The organism is Hymenobacter sp. BT18, assembly GCF_012273015.1.
Classification (GTDB): Bacteria; Bacteroidota; Bacteroidia; order Cytophagales; family Hymenobacteraceae; genus Hymenobacter; species Hymenobacter lutimineralis.
The window spans coordinates 2,885,541-2,909,419 of the sequence record NZ_CP050954.1; the positions used below are offsets into that span (position 1 = coordinate 2,885,541).

Sequence of the window (23,879 nt, forward strand, 5' to 3'; positions counted from 1 at the left end):
TCGGGCCACCGGCCCAGCAGTATATTGCCCCCGCATTAACTTTCTTTGCCCCCTCACTACATCGTTGATTATGATTATTCGTCGCGGCACCGAAGCCGATTTGCCCCGCGTGCATGAGCTTATCGTCGAGCTGGCCATCTACGAGCGCGCCCCCGAGGAAGTCACCAACACGCTGGACGACATGCGCCGCGACGGATTCGGACCTCAGCCAATTTTTGGGTTCTTCGTGGCCGAGTCGCCAGAGCAGGGCATTCTGGGCATTGCGCTGTACTATACCGCCTACTCCACCTGGAAAGGACGGATGCTGTACCTCGAAGACCTGGTGGTAACGGAAGCCGCCCGCGGCACCGGCCTGGGCAAACTGCTGTTTGACGCCGTGGTGGCCGAAGCCCGCCGCACCGGGGCCCACCGCCTGCGCTGGCAGGTGCTGGAATGGAACGAGCCCGCCATCGGCTTCTACAAAAAAATCGGCGCCAACCTCGACCCCGAGTGGCACAATGGCACCCTCACGGCCGCAGAGTTGGCGGCCTACGCCTGTCACCCGGACGTGGAAGCAGCCGTGCGCGGGTAGATTGGGTTTAGGCGTTTTGCAGCGGGACCGGGGCATACGTGGCCGTGGTAGCCGCCCGTACGCGGGCGTACCAGATTTCGGCGGCCACCAGCCACGCCCCACCCACGCCCGCCGCAAGGCCAAGCCACGCGGTATGGTAGGTGAAGGCCAGTACCAGGCCCAGCGTGGCCAGCAGGCGCACCGGCTCCAGCTGCGTAGCCCAGCGGCGGTTCTCAAACAGGCCGCCGCAGGCTACTACCGCCCAGCCTATCCAAAGTGCCGTAATCAGGCGCAGGGGAGCATTCATATCTTTCTGGGTGAACAGAAACAAGGCCCCAATACCAATGGTGACGACGTACTGCCCAAATACGTACCAGTTCAGCTGCACCGGGGCCGGGGTATGGTATTTCTGATACGTGAGCGGGTCTACGGCCGGAATTTCGTAGGGGCCGCCCTGGCTGGCGGGCCGCCAGCCGGGCCGCCCAAACAGTGTGCGTAGCTTGTCGCCGAGGCCGGGTGTGCGGCTGAGCTGCTGCCACAGCCCCTGATAGTGGCCCAGGTTTGCCCACACCGGGTTCCAGGAGCTGACGGGCACCGTCACGCCGTATACCGGCCGTTCCCGTTCGGGCTCAAAGGTGCCAAAGAGCCGGTCCCAGATAATCAGTGCGCCAGCATAGTTCTTATCGATGTACTGCGGGTTGCGGCCATGGTGGACGCGGTGGTGGGAGGGCGTGTTGAGCACCCATTCCAGCGGACCCAGCCGGCCAATGTACTCGGTATGAATCCAGAACTGGTACAGCGTCACGAAGGCCGACACGTACACGAAAAACTCCGGCTCGAACCCGATGACGGCCAGGGGCAGGTAGAAGGCAAACGTGAACAGCTCCTGCCAGGAGCCCTGCCGCAAGGCCACCGAGAGGTTGTAGTCCTCGCTCTGGTGGTGCACCACGTGGCCTCCCCAGAACAAGTTGATTTCGTGGCTCATGCGGTGGGCCCAGTAGTAGCACAAATCAGCCAGCACAAACAGCAGGGCGCCCGTAAGCAAGGTGCGGGGCACGTGCCAGATAGCCAGGTGCTGGTAGAGTAGCGCGTAGGCGCCCACGCCCAGCACCTTCATAAACACGCCCGTTACCTGCTGGGTGAGGCCGCAGCTGATGTTGGTGAGGGCATCGTGGAAGCGGTAGTGCTTGGTCTGGTGAAATCGTTCGACCAGCAGCTCCACCCCAATCAGCAGAAAGTAGATGGGAATGGAAAGGATAATCGGGTTCAAGTTCATCGGGGGCGGGGTGGGAAGTGGACAAGCAGGGCGAAGCGCAGGTAAGATAAACAGAAAAAGCCGCCTCCAGGGAAGCGGCTTTTCGTGCCTTCAAGGGTACTGTGAGACTAGTCTACCACTTCCAGCATGGTGCGGAAGGAGGCAAACCGCCCGGCGAAGTGCTTGTCAATTTCCTGGCGCAGCGCCGGGGCCGCTACCTGCTGATATTCCTCCAGCTGCTCCAGACTCACGCAGTAGTACTGGGCGGCGTAGGTAACACCCCCGTCTTCCTCGTTGAGCAGGCGGCAGAGCTGGCTTTTCAGGAAAAAGCCGGTAGCCATTACATCCGGCAAATGCGTGTCGCGCATGTAAGCTACCCACTGCTCTTCAATTTCCGGGTCGAGGCTGGTGGTGACGTTATACAGAATCATGGGGAAAGTCGGCGAAACGGATGAATACGACCAAGGGTGCTAGGCTGGAGTACGGTTCTACGGCGCAGGTCTTAGTGCGACAACACAAAGTTCAGGCAAAAATTCCAGTCGCCGGCCTAAACGGGCGTATGGCTCACACCCGCATGGTGTCGAGCAGCACGTGGTCGATGCGCTCCTGGATGGCCGCGGGGGAGAGTTTCTCGCGGATGGCCGCCTGGAGCAGCCCCGGCAGCTCGGCATCGGAGGCGTAACGCAGGGCGGCTATCTGCTTGAAGGTGAGTTGTTGCTCGAAGGGTTGAAAACTGTCCCGGGTGATTTCGAAGTAGCGTTGGCGCATTTCCAGCCGAATGATGCGGTCCTGCAGGGTGAGGGCGTAGTGCTGCCGCATCATAATGAGTATGCCCAGTACAATAACGGCTCCGGCCGCCACGCAAAACCACAGGCGGGCGTTGTTGTCGTCGGCGCCGGCTACGGCTGCGTAGCGCCGTCCGGCATAAAAGGCCATGACCAGCGCCGCTGGCAACAGGATAAAATGGTGCGGCGCGTAGAAGCGCACGGTAGGGCGGTTGTTGGGCGAAGAAGAGGGCATGAGCTGTGGTCGTGAAAAGCACTGAAATTTTCGAGCCGCTATATGCTGGGTGCGCGGGGAGCTTGCCTGGCTGAGTACCGACCATCGCCCCGCAGACTTACCGGCTTAGGCGCGGGCTGCTTTCCGGGCTTCCTTGGTGCGCTTCTTTTCTTCTTTCAACAGCCCACGCGCGTCTTTTTCGCGCTGGCGGTCGGCTTTTGCCGCTTCCTGCTGCCGGTGTAGCGTCAGCTTTTGCTCTTTAAGCTGCTGCTTTTGCTCCTTCATAGCGCGCTTCTGTTCGTTAAGCTGCGCCTTGGAGTCGTGTACGGCGGTACGGGAAGCCGTCGAGGCTTGTTTCTGAGTGTTCAGGGTGCCTTGGGCAGCGGCGGCCCGGGCTTGCTGCTGCTCCAGCGTAAGCTGGGTGGTATCGGTTACCGCAGGTGTGGTTTGGGCGTGAGCAGTGGCTACGCTGCAACAGGCAGCGGCTAAAAGCGCAACAAAAAATTTCATAGCTACGGTCGAGTTCATAGGAGAATTCGCCCTTAGGTACGGCGCCCACTCAGCAGAGTTGGGTTCAGCCCACTTAGCCGCTGCAAACAAAAGCCCGTCCGCCGGGCTACGCCTCGTCCAGTTCCACGTAATCAAGGTCCTTGCCGAAGCTTTCGGGCAGGGTACTCACGGCCCAGAAGGCAATGAGCAAGGAAGCCAAACCCACTACGGCCCCGGCCAGCACACGGTTGGGCGCGCCGGGCTGCCCCAGCGCGGCGGCTGTGTACTGAAAGATGGGCACCAGCAGCACCACCGAGCCCCGGGCAAAGTTGGGAGCCGTGGTAGCCACCGTGGCGCGCAGGTTGGTGCCGAACTGCTCGGCGGCCACCGTCACGAACAGGGCCCAGAAGCCCACCGCAATGCCCAGCACAAAGCACACGGCGTAAAACACCGTGGGCGAGGCCCCACGAATGGCAAACAGGTACACGCCCACCATCAGGCCGCAGAACACCAGAAATATCTGCAGCGCCCGGTTGCGGCTGCGCAGCAGCTGGCTGAGCGTACCGCTGGCAAAGTCGCCGAAGACCAGCCCAAAATAGCACCAGAACACGCCCAACCCGGCCGTGACGGGTCCGGTCAGGCCCAGGTCTTTGCCGAACTCGGGAGAAAGGGTAATCAGGATGCCCACCACAAACCACAGCGGCACCCCGATGAGCAGGCACTTGAGGTAGCGGGCCAAGCGTGGGCCATTGGTGAACAGGGCAAAGAAGTTACCGCGCTCCACCTCACTCTTTTTGGCCTGCTCATACATTCCCGACTCGTACACGCCCACGCGCAAAGCCAGCAGGGCGAGGCCCAGCCCGCCCCCCACAAAGTAGGCATTGCGCCAGCCGAACTTGTCACCCACCCAGTAGGCGAGCATGGCGCCGGATACGCCCACGGTGGCCACAATCATGGTGCCGTAGCCGCGCTTTTCCTTAGGCAGGGTTTCCGAAACCAGGGTAATGCCCGCGCCCAGCTCTCCGGCTAGCCCAATGCCGGCAATCAGCCGCAGCCAGGCGTACTGGTCGATGGTTTGCACGAAGCCGTTGGCAATGTTGGCCAGGGAGTAAATCAGGATGGAACCGAAGAGTACCGAGAGCCGGCCCTTTTTGTCGCCGAGCACGCCCCACAGAATGCCCCCCAGCAGCATGCCGCCCATTTGCATGTTGATGAGGTAAAGGCCCTGGCTGGTCACTTGGTCGGCGGCTGTAATTCCCAGCTCGTTGAGGCTGGCGACGCGCACAATGCTGAACAGAATCAGGTCGTAGATGTCGACGAAATAGCCTAGGGCAGCTACCACCACAATGGTGCTGAGCAGACCGGTAGTTTGGGAAGGAGAGGCAGGCGTAACGGATTTCATGCGGGAGGGAACGTTGCGACCCGCAGATTACGAAGATTTACCGGCATCCTGGCTTCTGTTATCCGGAGGGGAGCCAGGGGCCAGCAGAATTGTTCCGGCGTATTTTAGCCCGCAGAAGGCGCGGTGGTTTTGCCAGCGTCCTACGTAGCAGCTTAGGCGGTCAGGCAGCCCCCGCCTTCCCTACGCGTCGCAGCAGCCGTGGGCGCCCATCAAGGGGTAGTCATCTTCCAGCTGCACGGTGCAGTGGTGAATGTTGAACTCGTGGAGCAAATCGTGCTGCAGCTCCCGTAGAAATTGGTTGCTGTTTTGGCCGCCGGGGCGCACCAGGTGCACCGTGAGGGCCGTGTCCTGGGTGCTCAAGGGCCAGATGTGCAAGTCGTGCAGGGCTGTAACGCCAGGACGGGCCAGTAAAAAGCGCCGCACCGCCCCTACCTCAATTCCGACGGGAGCCGCCTGTAAGCCCAGCTGCATAGTCTCGCGCAGCAACCCCCAGGAACTGTAGCCCACCACGGCCAGAATTACGAAGCTGATGGCCGGGTCGAGCCAGAGCCAGCCGGTGAAGTACACCAGCGCTCCACCCACCACTACGCCCACCGATACCAGCATGTCGGTGAGCATGTGCAGGTAGGCGCCGCGCACGTTTACGTCGGCCTTCTGCCCGCTCTGGAAAAGCCAGGCGGTGAAGCCGTTGATGAGCACGCCCAGCCCGGCCAGGGCCATGACGACCGGCCCATTTACCGGGGCCGGGTGGCGCAGGTGGTCGATGGTATCCCAAAGAATAAAGCCCAGGGCCAGGTACAAAAGCGCCGCGTTGAGTAGCGCGGCTTGAATAGTGGCGCCCTTGTAGCCGTAGGTGAACCGCTCGGCCGCCCGGCGTCGGGCCAGCAGCGTGGCGCCCCAGGCCAGGGCCAAGCTTAGCACGTCGCTCAGGTTGTGGCCGGCATCGGAGAGCAGGGCCGAGGAATTGGCCCACAAGCCGCCCGCTGCTTCGCCCGCCACAAACAGCAGGTTGAGCGTGATACCCCAGGCAAAGGCCCGCGAGAAATTGCCGTCGGCAGGCGGGCCGTGGTGGTGGTCGTGTCCGGCGTGGTCGTGGGCCATACGGGTTGCTCGCAGTATTGCGCAGTGAAAGGAGTAGTGTCTCGCGGTGTCGTTCTGCGGTCAGCGCACTGCGGACACCGCGCCTGCCACTGCATAACAATGCGAGGAATTTACTTGAACGACAACGGCACCAAAAGCTTCACGCTCAGGGTACGGCCCATGTTAAACACGCCTGGCCGGCCGGTGGCCTCGTTTACGGCCGTGTACTTCAGCCGACTGAGGTGATTTTGATACGCGACATCAAAGAGGTTGTTGGCCGCCAGGTACAAGGAAAACAGCGTGCGGTCCTTGGCCGACACCACATCTGTTCCTATACCCGCATTAAACAAGGTATAGCCAGAAGTGGGAGTTTCAGTGTCGAAGGCCGAGAAAATGCGGTTCTGGGCGAAGTTGTGCTCCAGGGTGGCCCGCGCGTACAGGTTGTGCAACCGGGAGCGGCCGGCTTTGCGGAAGTTCACCCGCAGCTCCGACTGAAATCGGTCGGCGGGGGTAAAGGGCAGGTAGCGCTGCCCGCTGGGCTGGTCAAACTGCAGGGCCCGCACCATCGAAAACGAGTTTTCGAAGTGCAGCCAGTCCAGGGGGTGGGGGTGCAGGTCGAGGCTGACTTCGCCCCCGGCCAGGCGCGCATCGCCCTGCCCGTAACGGAACACCCGGTCGCCCTCGGCCGACAGCGAATCGGTGCCATCGACGGCGGCCAGGCGGCGGGGGAAGATGTAGTTGCTGATGCGGTTGCGAAAAACGTCGGCCTGGAAGCTAATGTGGTCGGAGGTGAAGCTCACCCCGCCGTCGGCCTGGAAGCTGGTTTCGGCCTTAAGATCCGGCTCCCCGATTTCGTAGCGGGTAGTGCCTTCGTGAATGCCATTGGAGCCCAGCTCGGCAATGTTAGGCGCGCGGAAGCCCCGGGCTAGGTTGGCCTTCAGCAGCCATTTTTCGCTGAGGCTGTACGCCCCGCCCACGCTGCCGCTCACGTTGCGAAAGGTGCTCTGGAAGCCCCCAAACTTCTGCTCACCCAGGCCAGCCGGCACCGGCTGCTCGTCGGCGTTCAAAAACAGGGCATCGGCCGTGATGCGCCGCGCGTCCACGCGCAGGCCACCGCTAAGGTCGAGCTTCCCGAAGCTCTTTTTGGTGACGCCAAACAGGCCCCCATCCAGCAGCCGGTACGCCGGAATCAGGAACTCCACGCCTTTGTTCTGGTTTTGCTGCTGCATGCCGCTCAGGCCCACCGTGGTGTTCCAGCCGTTTTTCTCGGGCAGAAACCAGCGCAGGGCATAATCCACGGTGCGCAGCTGGAAAAACAACGACTTCTCGTAGTAGTCCAGCGGGTTGCCGAACTCCCGGCGCAGGTTCTGCTGCCAGCCCACGTTCAGCGTCACGCGGTGCTGGCCCAGAATAAAGTTGTTATCGGTGCCCAGGCGCAGGTGGTTGATCTGCTGACGCGGTACATCCAGGTCGTAGCCCGAAAAGCCGCGGTCCATCACCACTTCCGGCTCGCCCAGGCCATTGATGCGCAGAAACCGGCCGGTGGCTGCCTCCCGTTCGCCCTCAATCAGGCCCAGAATCTGGTTGAAAGAATTAAACGTGAGGTGGGAGTAGCCCCAGCTTTTGTTTAGACCCACGTAGCCGCTGCCGTCCAGCTCCCGAAAGCCCGAGTTGTACACCCGGTCGTCGTAGCGGTTACGGTAGTCGGCGGCTACTTTGCCCGAGCCGCGCACCTGCCAGTTCAGGCCATTCAGGTTGCCCGCGTTCCAGACTGAGTAGCCCTGCTGGTAGTTGTTGGTTTGGTAGGTGGCGGCTACGGCGCCGAGCACCCGGCCTTCCTCCACGGGCTCGGCCGGCAGGAAGTTGATAACCCCGGCCAGCCCGTCGGAGCCGTAAAGCAAAGAGCCCGGACCTTTGATGACTTCGGCCCGGTCGATGCTGAACTCGTCGATTTCGATGCCGTGCTCATCGCCCCACTGCTGGCCCTCCTGCTTGGCCCCGTTGTTCAGAGTGATAACGCGGTTGGCCCCCAGCCCCCGGATAACCGGCTTGCTGATGGCTGCTCCGGTAGTAATCTGGTTTAGGCCCGGCAGGTGGGCCAGGGCATCAACGGCGTTGGTAGCGGCCGTTTGGCGCAGCCGTGTCTGGTCCACCACGCTGGTGGGAATGGGGGAGCGGCGCATTTCCGTGCTAGCCGATACCCCCGTAACAATGACCTGCCCAATTTCTGTATCGGCCGCCGTGAGGGCTACGTCGAGGGCAAGGCCGGCGCCGGTATCCACGGTGCGTACCACGGGCGTGTAGCCGATAAAGCGAACCTGCATGAGAAACCGCCCGCGGGGCAAACTGCTGAACCGGAACGTGCCGTCAGGCCCGGCCGCCGTGGCCTGGCGCAAATCCGGAAACACAATGGTGGCCCCGGGCAGCGCCTCGCCGGTGGCGGCATCAGTAATACGGCCCGTCACCGGGGGCGCCGCCACGCGCGCGGGCCGGGCAGGCGGCGGCGCGGGGGCTTGGGCAAGTGCGCTAAAAGAAAGCAGCCATACGCCGGCCGTGGGAAGAAATCGGAACATACTCGCAAAAAACTATACGCTGGTCATGAACGGCAGACGGGGCCGCAAGGCTGCACTTAGCCAAAACTAATGAAACCAGCTGGCCGGATTTTCTGATCAGAACGGGTACCTGCGTCCGAGGGAAGTCCAGTAAACAAACCGGGCAGCACCAGCAGCTCTGTGCCACCTGTGCTGCCCGGTTTGTTTGGGAGGCCCTGACTTAGCGTACGGCCGTGGGGAAGTCTACGGCTACATCGGTGTCGCCGGGCGTAGCCGTGCCGTCTTTGGTGCCGGGCTGGTGGCGCAGCGTGATTTTAAGGTTGCCGGTCGTGCCGGCCGCATTGGCTGCGCCGGTTTGCACCGTCGTTTCCAGGCCCACTTCCAGGTTGTTCTTGTCCTTGTCGGTACGCGTAACGGTCACGTTGGTGCCGGTGGCCTCGAACAGGAACAGGTGCTCATCAGCTTCTTCCTTCACTTCGGCCGAAATATCCTCGGCCGGATTCTTGGTTTCGTCGAGCAGTACCAGCTTGCCGGTGTACGTAGTGTTGGGAGCCAGCGTGAGGCCGGTAATTACCGGAGCCGCGCCCCCGTCACCGTCTACGTCGCGGTACTGGGCCGTGAGCGTAGTGCCGCCGCCCACGGGCGTCAGCTCGTAGCGCAGGGTAGTAATTTGTTCGTTTTCCTCGTCGGGTGTAGGCGTGTCGTTGTTATCGTCGGAGCAGCTGGTGAGCATGGGCGAAGCCGCTAGCACGGCCAGGAAAGCGGAACGGAAAAGCAGATTTTTCATGGTTTCAGAAGGTGATGAAGTGAATGAGAAAAGAGTAAAAAGGGAAGAAGGCAGTAGTACCAAGCCCTAGGGCGTAGGGGCTGACTTTGCCCGGCTGAATTCGAGGGGTACCCGCAGGCGCAGGGTCACGTTGCGGCCCATTTCGTCGGCGAAGTAGCGGTAGCGGTTCAGGTAGTCGCGGTAGCGCTGGTTGAGCAGGTTGGCGCCGGCCACGCTCAACTCCAGCGGCAGGCGGCCCCAGTGCAGGGTGGTGCCGGCTTCCAGTCCCAGGAGGCCGTAACCGTTCGGGGGCAGGCGGTAGTCGCGCTCGGCGTAGTTGCGCGGCACACGGGTCTGGCGGGTTACGCCGGTTCCCAGTACCTGCACGTAGCCCGCGGAAAGTCGGCGGCCCACGCGGTTGGGTAGCGCGTAGCGGACACTCAGCTCGGCGCGGTCGGCGGGCATAAAGATGAGCCACTCATCCTGGCGGGTGTCGCGCCCGCGCACCATAGCGGCCTTGCCGGCCAGGAGCCAGCGCGCCGTCAGCTGGTAGGAGCCACTCACATCCAGCCCGCGCAGGGTGGCATCGGTTTGCTGAAACTGCCAGCTGGCCAGCACGCCCCGGATGTTTACCACCGGCGGCAGAATGGGGGACTGGTACAGGAAACCCCGAATGCGCGTCTGGTACACGGTCAGCTCCCCGTTCAGGCGCGGGTTATCGTGCAGGGTGGCGGTGAAACCCAGGTTGAGAGCAGTTTCGGGCCGGGCGGGACCGTTGCCGGGTACTAGGTCATAGCCCAGCTCGTACTGCGCGTTGTGCACTCCGTCGCTGAACCGCTCGTTCGGGGCGGGTGCGCGCTGGGTCAGGCCCGAGGCCAGTCGTAGCGTCAGGTGGGTGGAGGCATCATACACAGCCCCCAGCGAGGCAGCCGGCGTGGTGTATTGGAATCGGCTTTCTTCAACCCCAAACACTCCGCCCGCACGGGTGGCGCGTTTCACCTGCAAGTCGCGCTGGTCGAGGCGCAGGCCACCTTCCAGCAGCCAGCTTCCCTGTCGCCATTGCTCCAGCCAGAACAGGCCGCCCACGTAGTTGGTGTAGAACGGAATAAACTGCCGGCTGCCATCGGCGTAGCGGTTGAACTGGTAGGTGCCCGCCAGCCCCACGCTGCCCGTGAAGCCGCGCCAGGCCCGGTGCTCCCACAGCAGCTCGGCGGTGCTGGTGCGGTTGGTATAGCTCAGCGCGGGCCGGTCGAGGGCGGCGCGGTTGTCGTTACGAGGGCGGTACTTGTCGTACTCGTCGCGGGCGTCTACCTGCTGGGCCACGGTCGTGCTGAGGCGGCCCGCATTGCCCGTTTTCACAAAGCCCGAAAACTTGAGTACGTCGTGCTGTACCTGCTGGTAAGCCCGCTCGATGTCGTAGCTGAAGCCGGTGGTTTCCAGCGGCCGGTCACGCGCCACGGCCAGCAGAAAATCCTGCTGATTGCCCACGTGCGCCGCCGGCAGAATCCCGATGCGGGTGTTGAACTGGCTATAAAAAACCTCAGCTCCGTACGTCGGTTTGTGCCAGCCTACCGCGCCCGAGAAGTTGCCCTCCTCGAAGCCAGAGTTTTTCAGGTAGTAGCCCGGAGCACGCATGGTGCCGGCTTTGCGCACCGTGCCCTGGGTTCGCCAACTCAAGGCTGGCAGGCGGCGCAGGTTGCCCTCCACCGTACCAGAGGCCGCGCCCAAGCCGTTGTTGCTCATGCCCACCAGGTTCAGCTCGCCACCCACCCCGGCCGAGTCGCGCAGGGCGCGGGGCTGCACCAGCACCACGCCGCCCACGGCATCGGAGCCGTAGCGCACACTGGCTGCGCCCTTCACGACAGTGAGTTGAGAAGCCAGGAACGGGTCGATTTCCGGGCCGTGCTCCTGGCCCCACTGCTGGCCTTCCTGCCGCACCCCATTGTTGAGAATGGTTACGCGGTTGGAGTGCAGCCCGTGAATCATGGGCTTGAAAATGCCGGGGCCGGTCTGCAGGGCCGTCACGCCATTCACTTTCTGCAGGGCCTCGCCCAGGGTCTGGCCGCGGGTCTGCTGCAAGTCAGCTTCCGACAGCGTAGCCGTGGCCTGGGTGGTAGGAGCCGCTACGCGCTGCCCGCTTATCACAGCCCCTTTCAGCACCACGGCATCGGGGTGGAGGCGGAAGTCGCGGTACGTGGCCACCGTCAGGCGCACCTCACTCACTTCCGACGCAAAGCCAATGAAGCTTACCTGCACGTGGTAGGTGCCGGGGCAAAGACTTTCCAAGTGGTAGTGGCCGTCGGGCTCGGTTTGAGTTGCTTGCTGGGTTTCCAGCACAACTACCGTGGCGCCCGCCAGTGCCAGGCGCGACTCGTGGTCCTGCACGCGGCCGCTCAGCAGCAGGGCGCAATCCGCCGGAGCGGGAGCCTGGGCCCACAGCAGCCGGGGTAGCACGCACAGCAACGCTACCGCCAGCACGGAGCCAGCCCTCCGCCCCCGGACACGGCCCGGAGTACGAAAAAACATACGAAGAGAAAGGAATCTGCCCGGGCTACTTAAACCAACCGTTTTCCCTGATAGGCCAGGAGCGGGCAGGCTCTGGCCAGTAGCAGCAGCGCAGCGACAAGTGCTCTACGGCATCGGATAGCCCGATGCCCCTACCTGCGGGGCTGCTGGTGGAAAAGGTTACTGAGTGCTTAAGCCCGGGTAGGGGGGCCCCGCAGCTGGTAAGTAGCAAAGAGTGTAGCGGCCCAAAGCGAAACAACCTCCTCGGCAGCCGGCGCGGCAAAAATGCCAGCTACCGGAGCTTCCAGCTGTACGCCGGGTGCGGGCTCAAATGCCGACTTGAAGAATTGGTCCGCATTACAGTGCTGGTGCTTGGCGGAGAACAATGCCTTGCCCTTGGGCCAAGTCACGGCGTGGGCCAGCTCGTCGGTGGTGTGCGTGTGCTGGTGCAGGGCCAGCACCCACGTGTCCGGCAGCAGCACCCGCACAAAGCACAGGAGCAGCAACAAAGCCAGCCGGGAACGAAGCTTACGCATGGGCATTACCACAGGATACGAACGAAGGCAAATGTAGAAGGAAAACGCGGAATGCCCCGAATGAGCGGTAAACATAATAGCCTGATCATCTTCAGGTCATCTTGCCATCCGAGCTTTGCCGCAGACAAAACCTGATTGCTCATACCATGCAAAAGCTCACTATCCATCTGTTGCGCCGCTTGGCGGCTAAACTACGTCCGTTTCCCAAAACCGGTCAGCCGCATACCACCGAATCGTGGTTTGTATAGTTGTAGCGCATCTGGGCGATGCGGCCACAACAAGGTGCCTTCAGTATGTGCTAAACCATATTAGCTGACTGCTAAAACAGGGTGAGGGTAGTGGAGTAAGTTTTGTAACTGTGTGGTTTTATGGCGGAATTGTGCTTATTATTGTAGATAAGCCCTGTTCTCGCCAACTATGATCTGTTATATTCAGGAGTGCATTCGGCTGCATTACGATGCAGAAGCGCAGCTGCTGCATTATGCCTGGTGTGGCGACCTGACCTCGGGCAAAGCGTTGCGGCCGGCGCTGGAAGTTATTGCGCAGCTGGCTCCGCAACTTCAGATCCGCCAGTGCCTGCTTGATACCCGTTCTCTGCCACCTATTTCCATAGAAGACCAGTTCTGGATTCTGCACAGCTGGCTTCCCCGGGTTTGCCTGCCGACTATCGATTGCGTGGCCGTAATAGTGGGCGAGCGGGACTATAACCTGATGGTGATTGAAAGCATTCTGCGCGCTGGCCGGCGGTTTATCCGCTTCGACGTACAGCTTTTCTCCGATCTGGATGCCGCCTTTGACTGGGTGGTAGACGGCCACGAAGAAGCCACTGGGCGGCTTATGGCAGAATGGCTAAACCCAACCGTAGTTTACAAAGACGTGGACGAGCTGCTGGCCAAGGCATTGCCCTTATGACGGTAGCGCACCCAGCCCACCAGCACTACGCCTAGCCCAATTGGCACCAGAGCCACCCCTACCCAGACGAAGAGATTCTGGCGGAAAAACTGAATGAGGGAGAAGCCGGCAATAACCAAGGCCATACCCGTGCGAACGTAAGCGAGCAGTGTACGTTCGTTGGCCATTAAAGTGCGCTCCAGGGCCAGTAGGTCGCGTAGTTCGCGAAGGCGGTTGTGGGAAGCAGCCATAAGGAACAGGTGGGGTGTATACGTGTCTTTTTGCCTTATCAGCCTGTATCTACGGGCGGTTTCGGCCTTCGGTTTATGCCGCCGCCGTGTTGGTTTGCCTGTCAATCTGACAGCCCAAGCCCGGGGTGGAATGGGTTTTGACGCGCGCTGTCCGTCCGGTGGCTGAAAGACTCAGCTACCGGCACCGAAAACCGAGTTCTGTGTTTTAACCCTAGTTGTTCCCCAAGCGCCATGCAAGAGAAAGGCAGCATCTCGATTCACACCGAGAATATCTTTCCCATCATCAAGAAATTCCTGTATTCCGACCACGAAATTTTCCTGCGTGAGTTGGTTAGCAACGCCGTTGATGCCACTCAAAAGCTGAAAAGCCTCGGCCAGCTGGGCGAGTTCAAGGGTGAGCTGGGTGAGCTGAAGGTGAAGGTGAGCGTGGACAAGGACGCCCGCACCATCACCATCTCCGACCGCGGCCTGGGCATGACGGCCGAGGAAATCAAGAAGTACATCAACCAGATTGCCTTCTCCGGAGCTACCGAGTTTGTGGAGAAGTATAAGGAGAAGGATGCCGCCGCCAAAGACCAGATCATCGGACAATTTGGCTTAGGCTTTTACTCGGCATTCATGGTAGCCAAGGAGGTAGAAATATTCTCGAAGAGCTATAAGGATGACACCGAAGGCGCCCACTGGGTATGTGACGGCAGCACGGAGTTCAGCCTCGAAACCACCGCGAAGGCCGACCGCGGCACCGACGTGGTTCTGCACGTAGCCGAGGACTCCGATGAGTTCCTGGAAGCAGCGCGACTGAAGGGCATCCTGAACAAATACTGCAAGTTCCTGCCCATCGAAATTGAGTTCGAAGGCACCGTTATCAACCAGACGGCCCCCATCTGGACCAAGCAGCCCTCCGAGCTGACCGATGAGGACTACACCAAGTTCTATCAGGAGCTGTATCCTTTCTCGGAGCCGCCGCTGTTCTGGATTCACCTCAACGTCGATTATCCCTTCAACCTCACGGGTATTCTGTATTTCCCCAAGGTGAAGGATGAGCTGCAATTCCAGCGCAACAAAATCCAGCTGTACTCGCGCCAGGTGTTCATCACCGATGAGGTGAAGGACGTGGTGCCCGAGTTCCTGATGCTGCTGCACGGCGTGATTGACTCGCCTGATATTCCGCTGAACGTGTCGCGCTCCTTCCTGCAGGCCGACGCGGCCGTGCGCAAAATCAACACCTACATCACCAAGAAGGTAGCCGACAAGCTGGCCGAGCTTTACCGCAAAGACCGCGCGGGCTACGAGCAGAAGTGGTCGGACATTGGGCTTTTCGTGAAGTACGGCATGCTCTCCGACGACAAATTCTACGAGAAAGCCAAGGACTTTGCCCTGGTGCAGAACGTAGCCGGTAAGCTGTTCACGCTGCCCGAGTACCAGGAGTTTGTGCAGGCCAACCAGAAGGACAAGAGCGAGCAGACGGTAGTGCTCTACACCACCGACGCCGAAGCCCAGCACGGCTTTGTGCAGGCGGCTCAGGACCGGGGCTACGACGTGTTGGAACTCAACGGCCCGCTCGACTCGCACTTCATTGGGCAGCTGGAGCAGAAGCTGGAGAAAACCACCTTCAAGCGCGTGGATGCCGATACCATCGGCAAGCTGATTGAAAAGGAGGAAAGCACCGAGAGCGTACTCAGCGACGACGACAAAACCAAGCTCCAAGACGTCTACAAAGCGGCCATCAGCAACGAGCAGATGCACGTGCAGGTAGAAGCCCTGTCGCCGCAGGATGCGCCGGTTATCATCACGCTGCCCGAGTTTATGCGCCGCATGAAGGACATGCAGCGCGCTGGCGGTGGGGGCGGTATGCAAATGTTCGGCTCCCTGCCCGACTCCTACACCGTGAGCGTGAATGCCAACCATCCCATTGCCCAGCGCGTGCTGCAGGCCGAAGGCGAAGCCGGCAGCAAGCTGGCCCGGCAAGCCTTTGATCTGGCGTTGCTGGCCCAAGGCATGCTAAAAGGCGAGGCCCTGACAGCTTTTGTAAAGCGCAGCGCCGATTTGCTGGCGGCGGAGTAACGCTTAATTCCTGAAGTAATAAAGCCTGCTGTACCTCTAAGGTGCGGCAGGCTTTTTTGCGGATTATCCCCTGCAGGCTGGTGCTACCGCGCAACTTCCTACCTTCACTTCCCGCGGCCGTGGGCACTATCTCCTGATATCTTTGCGTTTTCCTGCCGTCTGCTATTCCTTTTCTGCCCATGCGCCTGTTTCGTTTGCTGTCTGTCTGGTCGGGGTTGCTGCTGGGGCTGGGCGCCTGCTCGCCGCAGCTGGTCTCGTTCAATAGTAAGCCCGAGCCACCCGCCAGTCAGAACCGCCTGTCCGATACGCTTACCACCGCCCGCGACACCGTTGCGGCGCCTTCCCTGGTAGCCAAACGCGCCACGCTCACGAAGGAGCAGGAAAAGCAGGCCAAGGAAAAGGAGAAAACGGCTCAGCGGAAGCCCAAAAAGAAGAAGAGCCTGTTCCTGGGTGAAAGAATCAAGAAAGGCTATACCAAATCGGGCCCCAAAGGGAAAAACCAGGTCATCGAAATCTTCTACTACCTCAAGACCTTCCAGCAGCCCAACGCCTACGCTCCGGCCCGCTATTACTTCAATCCGCGTAAGAAGAAGATCTTCAAGGCTTCCACGGAGCTGGATCCGGCCGTCGATAAAGTGCTGCACGGCCCCTACAAGAAGCTGCAGGGCGGTAAAGTCGTTGAAACGGGTTACTACGCCCTGGGAACCCGGCACCTGCGCTGGGAGCGTTACAACAAGGACAACGTGCTCCTGAACAAGGTGCACTATGAAATGGGCTTCCCCCGGGATGCGGTCATTACCTATTACGACGGGGAGCAAAAGCTGATTAAGGAAGTTATTCCTTACCTGAACGGCAAGCTCGAAGGCGACTACGTGCGCTACCTCGAAAACGGGCAGCGGGACTGGGAAGGGCAGTTTGAAAATGGCAAGAAAGTAGGGGAGTGGACCAAGTACTGGGGATTCCGCAACCGCCGCCACTACGTGTACCAATACGGCGAATCGGGTTACGACCCGGAAGTAACGACTCCGGAGCTCGTGAAGGAATATAACCGCAATGCCGTGCTTGTTTTCGAGAAGGACAAGCTGGATAACCGCGACAAGCCCGACAATTCCCGTCCCGGGGCCCGCAACTAGCCAAGCCGCCCGCTAGGCAAAGGCATCTTCGAAATGCTCGATCTGAAAGCCCTGCCCAGTCTGCGTTAGCGCCAGAATATCAAAGCGGATGTCGCCGGTCCAGCCAAGCTCTTCCTGAAGCTGCTCCGCGGCCAGCCGGAAGAGCTGCTGCTTACGCGCGGTGACAAACGTTTCGGGGTAGCCGTACTGCGTGCCGGAGCGGGCCTTGACTTCCACAAACACCAGCAGATCCGCTTCATACTGCACTATCAGATCTACTTCCGCCCGCCGGTAGCGGTAGCCCCGGTGCAGCACCACGTAACCGCGCTGCTGCAGAAAATCGGCCGCGGCTTGCTCGCCCGCAGCCCCAAGCTGGTGAGCCGCACAACTCATTGGTAAAGGGCCACAGGCAGAGAATACACAGGAGCAAAGGGAAGGTTGGAGCTAAATCTAGTACCTTTGCGGAGAATTTAGCCTGCGTCCAACAATCAGGTGCCTGGTTAAACTGCCTGAGTAACCGTTGTTTCGGTTGCCGAAAGCAGCGTCCTTGCGCTACCTGACCGACAGCAGGCCTTACCTTTCCTTCGCATGGATTCTCAGCTTACCACCTGCGTATCGGGCCCTGCTGCCGCCTCGGATGCTTCGCTCCAGGCTGCCGCCGGGCAAGCCGGCCAAAACCGGGTGGTGCGCCTAGAACAAATGGGCTTGGTGCCTTACCAAACGGCGTGGGACTACCAGGAGACCTTGTTGGCGGCCACTTTGGCCATCAAAACCCAGAACCGGCTGGTTGCTGAGGCCGGCCAGCTCCTGGCGCCCACCCCTAATCATCTGTTGCTCTGTCAGCATCCACCCGTGTACACCTTGGGGAAAAGCGGCAAGCCCGAGCATCTGTTGCTCGATGAGCAGGGGCTGCAGGCGCACGGGGCCACGTTTCACCGCATCAACCGTGGGGGCGATATTACCTACCACGGCCCCGGCCAGCTGGTAGGCTACCCCATCCTCGACCTCGAAAACTTCTTCACGGATATCCACCGCTACCTGCGGGTGCTGGAAGAAGCCGTCATTCTCCTGCTGGCGGAATATGGGTTGCGGGCGGGCCGCATAGCCGGGCTTACCGGCGTCTGGCTTGATTTTGAAGAAGGGGCCGCCAACCCGCGTAAAATCTGTGCGCTGGGCGTGAAGTGCAGCCGTTGGGTAACCATGCATGGCTTCGCCCTCAACGTGAACACCGACCTGTCCTACTTCGGCTACATCGTGCCCTGCGGTATTACCGACAAGGCCGTAACCTCCATGCAGCAGGAGCTCGGCCGGGAAGTTTCCCTGCCGGAGGTAGAAAACCGGCTGCTGCCGCACTTAGCCACGCTACTGGGGGCGGAATACGTAGCCTGAACATCGTATGAAAGAAGACATTCAGTTTGATCCGGTAGAGGGAGTAGCCGTAGCCGTAGTGCCCGACGAGAGTATCCTGACTGAATCCGGAGAAGCCGGCTGGCAGGTGTACCTGCTCAACTATAACGACTACGCCCTGCATAACGTCATTGTGAATTCTAATGGCTATGGCGTGCTACCCAACGGGGAGGCGGTGCGCACTTCCACGCTGCGGCACGTGATGTTGGAAGTGCCCGCCCAGAGCGCCGTACCCATTGAGCCTCTGGACCCCGCGCTGTTTGCCCTCAACAACCAGTACTGGGTAAGCTACTACCGGGGCACGCAGATTTTCGACAAGAAATACATTTTCGTGCCTGACTCCCTTGTTCCTGAAAACCTTGTTCACATTGCGTTGCTCAACCAGCAAGGCATTCTACACCACTAAGTAAAGCAGCTGCCAGTGCCTACCCTGCTGCTGTCATTGGCGTAAATGCTGTACTTTGAGCGCTGATCTATGAATCCAATCGGTATTTCCCTGGGCCTCTCTTTTTTGTGGGCATTTTTGGTGTCACTCTTTGCGGTGCCATCCATCATCTACATTGCCCACCTCAAAAACATGCTCGACACGCCCAACGTGCGGACCGTGCATGAGTCGCTGACGCCGCGCTTGGGCGGGGTGGCGGTATTTGCCGGGTTCATGTCGGCCCTTACCATCTTTGCCAACCTCGGCAACGGCGTGCAGCAGCTTCTGGCCGGGTGCATTATCCTGTTCTTCGTAGGGCTGAAGGATGACCTAGTGAGCATTTCCGTGTCCAAAAAGTTTGTCGGCCAGCTGCTCGCCACTGGCGTGGTCATGATCATGGCGGATATCCGCCTGACTTCATTTCAGGGCATTCTGGGCATTTACGAGCTGCCCATCGGCATTAGCTACGCCTTCACTTTTTTCGTGATTGTGGGCATCACCAACGCCATCAACCTGATTGATGGCCTCGACGGACTGGCCGGCAGCATTGTCCTGATCATCGTCAGCACATTTGGGTACTACTTCTACCGCTACGGCGGCCCCAACTACAGCAACTACGCCTTTGTTTCTATCTGCGTGATTGGCGGGATGCTCGGGTTTCTGCGGTACAACTTTCACCGGGCCACCATTTTCATGGGCGACACCGGGTCGTTGGTGTGCGGTTTCATCGTGTCCTTCCTGACCATTCAGTTTATTGAGATGCAGCAGCCATTTCCCACTTCCGCGCCGTCGGTAGCGGTGGGGGTGCTGTTTGTGCCGTTGTTCGATACCATCCGCGTCTTTATCGTGCGCATGATGGCGGGCCGCTCGCCCTTCTCGCCCGATAAAAACCACATTCACCACCGCATTCTGGCCATGGGCTTTCAACAAATCAGCACGGTGATGCTACTGGCCTTGCTCAATCTCATTGTTATCCTGTTTGTCATCAACTTTGCCTACTTAGGCAATACCTGGCTTATTGGCGGCCTGGTGGTTTTTTCGCTGGGTTTGAGCGTGTTTCTGGGCGTATACCACAGCCGCAGCAGCCGGCAGCGGGTAGCGTCCTAGCCTCACAGGCATACAGTGCGACAGATGCGGTGGCAGAGCTTGCTCGTAGCGTTGGTTGGGGTAGTCTGGCTGGCTATTCGCCCCGGCTATGCCGCCGAATACCGTCCCTTGCCACCTCCGCCCCACGCCGGCTTATCCAGTGACTGGTTGATCTATAATCGGGCGCAAAACCGGCTTACGCTCTATCTTTCCGGGTACCATCAGCCCCGCCGGGCCTATTACCAGTGGGTCACGCTTCAGGCCGATAAACCGACGGTCATTTCCTTCACCGCGCATCAGCACCTGAGCCTGTTTCTGGATAACAAGCTGGTGTATACTGCGCCGGCGGCTGGTTCCTACCGCTTGGATCTTGCCAAGCTCCTGCCCCTGACCAGTGCGCCTACTAGGCATCTGCTGTGCATCTGGCACCCGGAAATTCCGCCCGCCTACACTTCCTTCGTCGATGCAGCCCCGCTGCATGTTACCAAAGCCACTGAGGCAGTTGCTCCGTTGCTGCCGCAGGAGCGGGTTCCCGGGCACCACAATGCCTATGTCTGCTTTCTGCTGCTGCTGGGGCTGCTCTATGGTGGGGTGCGGGTTACTTATCGCCCGGGCTTCAGCCGGATATATGAGTTGAAAAGCTTTCTGAGCAGTTCTGCTGATCAGGACTTTCTCATCAAGCCTACGGCCACCTGGCTCAACTTGGCGCTTATTCTGGTTTTCTCACTGTCGTTTGCCCTGATTCTGGTGGCGGTCCACACCAGCCTGCAGGACGCCCTGATTTTGCGGCAAATTTTCAACGTGCCCGAGTCGGCCATCGTCGTACGCATCCTTTTGTACACCGGGCTGGTTTTTGGCTTCGTCCTGCTCAAATACCCCTATTTATATATCATGGGGTACATCTTTGATGTCATTCCCGTAGTGACGGTGCAGTACCGGGAATTCGTTCGTACCATCCTGCTAATCGGGTTGGTCCTGCCTTTCGTAGTGGTGCTTTACCTGACGCTGAACGTGGCCGCGCCGGTTACAGTGTTGTGGATATCCAATGGCGTGATTGCCTTTTTGTTACTGGCCACGGTGGGGCGTATTGCCCTGACGCTACACCGCAAATCGTCCCTACTGAATCTGCATTTGTTTTCGTACCTTTGCGCCACGGAAGTGATACCGCTCATTATCCTCTTAAAGCTTATTGTTTTTGCCTATTAAAGGGCTTTTTGCACGGTTTTAGCGAAGCGCTGACCTCTCCTTCCTCTTCCTTTTTCCTCTCCTTTATTGCCTAGTCTTACCTTTTTTTCTTACCATGGCCGATAGCAAAGAGCAACCGGGAACTGGCCGTCACGCAAAGCGCATTGCGAGCATACTGGTCACCCAGCCCAAGCCGACAGGAGATGTATCACCGTATTTTGCCATTGCGGAGAAATACGGCATTAAAGTAGATTTTCGGGAATTCATTCAGGTTGATCCGGTTTCCTATAAGGACTTCCGGAAGGAAAAGGTGAACATTCTCGAACATACGGCCGTCATCTTCACCAGCCGCAACGCCGTCGACCATTTCTTCCGTATCTGCCAGGAAGCGAAGATTGAAATGCCAGCGGAGATGAAGTACTTCTGTATTTCGGAACAAACGGCCAACTACCTGCAGAAGTACATTGTGTTACGTAAGCGTAAGCTGTTTGTCGGCCAGCGCACGGCTGTTGATCTGTTTGAGGTTATTAAAAAGCATAAGGGAGAGAAGTTTCTGTACCCGTGCTCCGATATCCGGAAGGACGATATTCCGGAGTTTATGCGCGCCAATAACTTCAAATTCACGGAGGCCGTTATTTACCGCACGGTAGCCAGCGACCTGTCCGATCTGTCGGATGTGAAGTACGACTGCATTGCGTTCTTCAGCCCTTCAGGTATCAGCTCGCTCTTTATCAACTTCCCCGATTTCACTCAGAACGGTACGCGCATTGCCGCATTTGGCCCTACTACCGCCAAAGCGGTACTGGATGCCGGCCTGGAGTTGGATATCCAGGCTCCGCACCCCAATGCTCCATCCATGACCGGCGCCATCGAGCAGTATATCCTCCTGCACGGAGGGGCACAAGCCAGTGCAAAGGCAAAGTCAACTAAATAGACTAACTATCGGTATTATCCGTTGAAGAGTGGGTCAACAGCTCCTAATTAGTGTAATGACCTTTTTCGTTACATTTGGAAGAGCTGCCTTGTCCCACTCTGCATTTAACCCGCTTCTATTAAAACACAATTATGAGGGTTCCGGTACTGGTTAGTATGCTGCTAGGCTTAGCAGCCGGCTCTGCTGTAGCCCAGCAACAGCCGCAGTTTACGCACTACGGTTTCAATGGAATGTACCTGAATCCCGGCTATGCCGGTGTGAAAGGCTACGGCGAAATTTCCACGATTGGCCGCTACCAGTACTTGGGCTACCAGGCTACCCTGCCCGAAGACCAGGGCGGGTCTCCCCAGACTTATCTGCTCTCGGCTACGGTCCCGGTGAAGTTTCTGCACGGTGGTGTGGGTGGGGTTTTGTACCGCGACCGAATTGCTGAAACCAAAATCACCACGGCTACTCTTTCGTATGCGTATCACCTGAAGGTAGGAGAGGGTACGCTGGGTATTGGGGTGCAGGGATTGTATACGCACCTGGGCAAGGGGACTTACCGCCCTGCCGAGCCCAACGACCCGGCCATTCCCAGTGAAAGTGCCGACCGCAAGTTCGACGTGGGCACTGGGGTTTGGTATGAGTCAGAGAAGCTCTACGCAGGGTTGAGCGTGAATAACCTGCTGCGGGCGCAATACCGATTTCAGAATGTAAACGGGAATGATTCCTCTTCCGTAACAGGGGAAAATCACGCCTATCTCACCCTGGGCTATAATATTGAGCTCACGCCTTCCGTTGTGGTCACACCCACTGCGCTGGTGAAGATGGTGTTGCCGGGCAAGGTTGGGGATTCGGGGAAATTCTCGCAGAAAAGTACGTCGTTTGAGTTGGGAGGCCGGGCCACGTTGGATGATAAATACTGGGCAGGACTTGGCTACCGGTTTCAGGAGTCGTTTCAGGGAATGTTGGGCGCAAGCTTTACAAAGGACAATGCGCTGAGGGTGGGGTACGCTTTTGATTTTATTGCATTTAATCAAGAAGCGCGTGCGTTTAGCTCACATGAAATTATGCTGTCCTACCGCCTGCCGCGGCCAGCAGCCACTGTTCGGCCCGCCATCCGTACACCCCGCTACAGTTTCTGATAAGCTGCTTTCAAAAGGGCTTTTTTGGTCCTAGAACGTCATTTGACTATCTTTTGCTTTCTGCTTTTAAATGATGCTGACCCCCTTCGTTTTAACCCGCATAAAGCGCCATTCACGGGTAGCTAAGCGAAGTTGAACGAAATACTTGCGTACATGCGTTCAACGCATTAAATTTGCCTGCTGCAAAAATTGTAATCTTTGGGTATCGCGCCTCACAAGTCTTTCGCTTCCGGACTATGAACAAGCTTTTCTTATTTCCTCTCGTCGCTGCTTCGGCCCTCTTGTTGGGAGGTTGTGGTTTTGGCAAAGGCCCGCAGGGTGACCTGATTGGCGCCGAAGACCGCCCGGAGTTTAATCCGCAGGAAGTGCCTTTTGGTATGGTGCCTTGCCCCGGTGGTACGTTCCACATGGGGCAGACCGATCAGGACATTTCCGCTTCTATGGTAAACATGAACAAGCAGGTAACTATTGCCGGTTTTTACATGGATGAGACGGAAATTACCAACAATGAATACCGCCAGTTCATGGATGCCATTCGGCAGGACTCCATTGACGTGCTGGGCGAAGAATACGTAATGACCGAACTCTACCCCGATTCTACGGTGTGGGTGCGCGACTTTACCTACCACATGGGCGACCCCCTGATGGAGTACTACTACACGCACCCGGCTTTCGATGATTATCCGGTAGTGGGCGTAGACTGGTTTGCGGCCAAGTACTTCTGCAACTGGCGCACGAAAAACAAGAATGCTTCCAACGAAGAACTGGGGCTGGCGCCTACGCCTAACTTCCGTCTTCCTTCCGAAGCCGAGTGGGAATACGCCGCGCGCGGTGGTCGTGACCTGGCTACGTACCCCTGGGGTGGCCCGTACCTGCGGAACCAGAATGGCTGCATGCTGGCTAACTTCAAGCCTGGCCGTGGCGACTATGCTTCCGATGGTGCCGCTTACACCTCCGCAGTCGGCTCGTATTTCCCCAACGATTTCGGCCTCTATGATATGTCGGGCAACGTTTCCGAATGGTGCGATGATGCCTACATGGAAGCTTCTGTACCGGTAGTTTGGGATTTGAACCCTACCAACCCGGATGACAACGAGCCCCGCAAAGTAGTGCGTGGTGGTTCTTGGAAAGATATTGCGTACTTTCTCGAAACCGGTACGCGGAACTTCGAATACCAAGACTCGGCCCGTTCTTACATTGGATTCCGGACGGCTATGATTCAGATTGGTATGGGCACCAACAGCTCTTTGAACTAAGTCCGCTT

Annotated in this window: 23 protein-coding genes; 11 read left to right on the top strand and 12 right to left on the bottom strand. The window is 59.0% G+C overall.

Annotated features, from left to right (window positions below; all coding sequences use genetic code 11):
• The first annotated feature begins 70 nt into the window (after positions 1–70).
• Positions 71–571 carry a GNAT family N-acetyltransferase gene (locus tag HER32_RS12340; protein ID WP_149069803.1) on the top strand — a complete coding sequence of 167 codons (501 nt, stop codon included), beginning with the start codon at positions 71–73 and terminating at the stop codon, positions 569–571.
• Between the two features lie 7 nt (positions 572–578).
• Here HER32_RS12340 and HER32_RS12345 read toward each other — a convergent pair whose 3' ends face one another.
• The 10 genes from HER32_RS12345 to HER32_RS12390 all read right to left on the bottom strand — a co-directional run bounded on the left by HER32_RS12345 (position 579) and on the right by HER32_RS12390 (position 12,134).
• Positions 579–1,826, bottom strand: coding sequence for a sterol desaturase family protein (locus HER32_RS12345; protein WP_168682092.1), 1,248 nt, complete (start codon positions 1,824–1,826; stop codon positions 579–581).
• Between the two features lie 107 nt (positions 1,827–1,933).
• Positions 1,934–2,236 (bottom strand): DUF4286 family protein, encoded by a 303-nt coding sequence (locus HER32_RS12350; RefSeq protein WP_149069801.1) that lies wholly within the window; start codon positions 2,234–2,236, stop codon positions 1,934–1,936.
• A 133-nt stretch (positions 2,237–2,369) separates the two neighbouring features.
• Positions 2,370–2,825, bottom strand: coding sequence for a DUF6526 family protein (locus HER32_RS12355; RefSeq protein WP_168682093.1), 456 nt, complete (start codon positions 2,823–2,825; stop codon positions 2,370–2,372).
• Positions 2,826–2,930: 105 nt separating this feature from the next.
• Positions 2,931–3,314 (bottom strand): hypothetical protein, encoded by a 384-nt coding sequence (locus HER32_RS12360; RefSeq protein WP_168682094.1) that lies wholly within the window; start codon positions 3,312–3,314, stop codon positions 2,931–2,933.
• A gap of 106 nt (positions 3,315–3,420) precedes the next feature.
• Entirely contained in the window at positions 3,421–4,695 is a 1,275-nt protein-coding gene (locus HER32_RS12365) for an MFS transporter (protein ID WP_149069798.1), read from the bottom strand.
• A gap of 180 nt (positions 4,696–4,875) precedes the next feature.
• Complete coding sequence (locus HER32_RS12370) at positions 4,876–5,796, bottom strand: cation diffusion facilitator family transporter (protein ID WP_168682095.1); 921 nt, start codon at positions 5,794–5,796, stop codon at positions 4,876–4,878.
• Positions 5,797–5,906: 110 nt separating this feature from the next.
• Positions 5,907–8,348 carry a TonB-dependent receptor gene (locus HER32_RS12375; protein WP_168682096.1) on the bottom strand — a complete coding sequence of 814 codons (2,442 nt, stop codon included), beginning with the start codon at positions 8,346–8,348 and terminating at the stop codon, positions 5,907–5,909.
• Positions 8,349–8,547: 199 nt separating this feature from the next.
• Positions 8,548–9,114 (bottom strand): hypothetical protein, encoded by a 567-nt coding sequence (locus HER32_RS12380; RefSeq protein WP_168682097.1) that lies wholly within the window; start codon positions 9,112–9,114, stop codon positions 8,548–8,550.
• Positions 9,115–9,180: 66 nt separating this feature from the next.
• On the bottom strand, positions 9,181–11,619 hold the full coding sequence (locus tag HER32_RS12385; protein WP_168682098.1) for a TonB-dependent receptor: 2,439 nt from the start codon (positions 11,617–11,619) through the stop codon (positions 9,181–9,183).
• 170 nt (positions 11,620–11,789) lie between these two features.
• Positions 11,790–12,134 (bottom strand): hypothetical protein, encoded by a 345-nt coding sequence (locus HER32_RS12390; RefSeq protein ID WP_168682099.1) that lies wholly within the window; start codon positions 12,132–12,134, stop codon positions 11,790–11,792.
• A 417-nt stretch (positions 12,135–12,551) separates the two neighbouring features.
• Between HER32_RS12390 and HER32_RS12395 the strand changes: the two genes are divergently transcribed.
• Positions 12,552–13,046 (top strand): hypothetical protein, encoded by a 495-nt coding sequence (locus HER32_RS12395; RefSeq protein WP_168682100.1) that lies wholly within the window; start codon positions 12,552–12,554, stop codon positions 13,044–13,046.
• Here HER32_RS12395 and HER32_RS12400 read toward each other — a convergent pair.
• Positions 13,001–13,276, bottom strand: coding sequence for a YidH family protein (locus HER32_RS12400; RefSeq protein ID WP_168682101.1), 276 nt, complete (start codon positions 13,274–13,276; stop codon positions 13,001–13,003). The two genes, HER32_RS12395 and HER32_RS12400, sit on opposite strands and share 46 nt — an antisense overlap.
• A gap of 231 nt (positions 13,277–13,507) precedes the next feature.
• Between HER32_RS12400 and htpG the strand changes: the two genes are divergently transcribed.
• Both htpG and HER32_RS12410 read left to right on the top strand, forming a co-directional pair.
• Complete coding sequence (htpG, locus tag HER32_RS12405) at positions 13,508–15,340, top strand: molecular chaperone HtpG (protein ID WP_149069790.1); 1,833 nt, start codon at positions 13,508–13,510, stop codon at positions 15,338–15,340.
• Between the two features lie 179 nt (positions 15,341–15,519).
• Positions 15,520–16,473 (top strand): toxin-antitoxin system YwqK family antitoxin, encoded by a 954-nt coding sequence (locus HER32_RS12410; RefSeq protein ID WP_168682102.1) that lies wholly within the window; start codon positions 15,520–15,522, stop codon positions 16,471–16,473.
• A 12-nt stretch (positions 16,474–16,485) separates the two neighbouring features.
• On the opposite strand, the gene HER32_RS12415 is transcribed toward HER32_RS12410, so the two are convergent.
• Positions 16,486–16,845 (bottom strand): YraN family protein, encoded by a 360-nt coding sequence (locus tag HER32_RS12415; protein WP_149069788.1) that lies wholly within the window; start codon positions 16,843–16,845, stop codon positions 16,486–16,488.
• A gap of 195 nt (positions 16,846–17,040) precedes the next feature.
• Here HER32_RS12415 and lipB point away from each other — a divergent pair, with 195 nt between their 5' ends.
• The 7 genes from lipB to HER32_RS12450 all read left to right on the top strand — a co-directional run bounded on the left by lipB (position 17,041) and on the right by HER32_RS12450 (position 23,871).
• On the top strand, positions 17,041–17,841 hold the full coding sequence (lipB, locus tag HER32_RS12420) for a lipoyl(octanoyl) transferase LipB (protein ID WP_168682103.1): 801 nt from the start codon (positions 17,041–17,043) through the stop codon (positions 17,839–17,841).
• Between the two features lie 7 nt (positions 17,842–17,848).
• Entirely contained in the window at positions 17,849–18,265 is a 417-nt protein-coding gene (locus HER32_RS12425; protein ID WP_149069786.1) for a hypothetical protein, read from the top strand.
• Positions 18,266–18,334: 69 nt separating this feature from the next.
• Positions 18,335–19,390 (top strand): MraY family glycosyltransferase, encoded by a 1,056-nt coding sequence (locus HER32_RS12430; RefSeq protein ID WP_149069785.1) that lies wholly within the window; start codon positions 18,335–18,337, stop codon positions 19,388–19,390.
• 24 nt (positions 19,391–19,414) lie between these two features.
• Entirely contained in the window at positions 19,415–20,575 is a 1,161-nt protein-coding gene (locus tag HER32_RS12435; RefSeq protein WP_168682104.1) for a DUF4271 domain-containing protein, read from the top strand.
• A gap of 94 nt (positions 20,576–20,669) precedes the next feature.
• Entirely contained in the window at positions 20,670–21,488 is an 819-nt protein-coding gene (locus tag HER32_RS12440; RefSeq protein WP_149069783.1) for a uroporphyrinogen-III synthase, read from the top strand.
• A gap of 155 nt (positions 21,489–21,643) precedes the next feature.
• A complete protein-coding gene (locus tag HER32_RS12445) occupies positions 21,644–22,615 on the top strand; it encodes a type IX secretion system membrane protein PorP/SprF (RefSeq protein WP_232066244.1) in 972 nt (323 codons plus the stop codon).
• Between the two features lie 236 nt (positions 22,616–22,851).
• The gene (locus tag HER32_RS12450) at positions 22,852–23,871 is read left to right on the top strand and encodes an SUMF1/EgtB/PvdO family nonheme iron enzyme (protein ID WP_149069781.1); all 1,020 of its coding nucleotides are present in this window, start codon (positions 22,852–22,854) and stop codon (positions 23,869–23,871) included.
• Positions 23,872–23,879 lie beyond the last annotated feature (8 nt).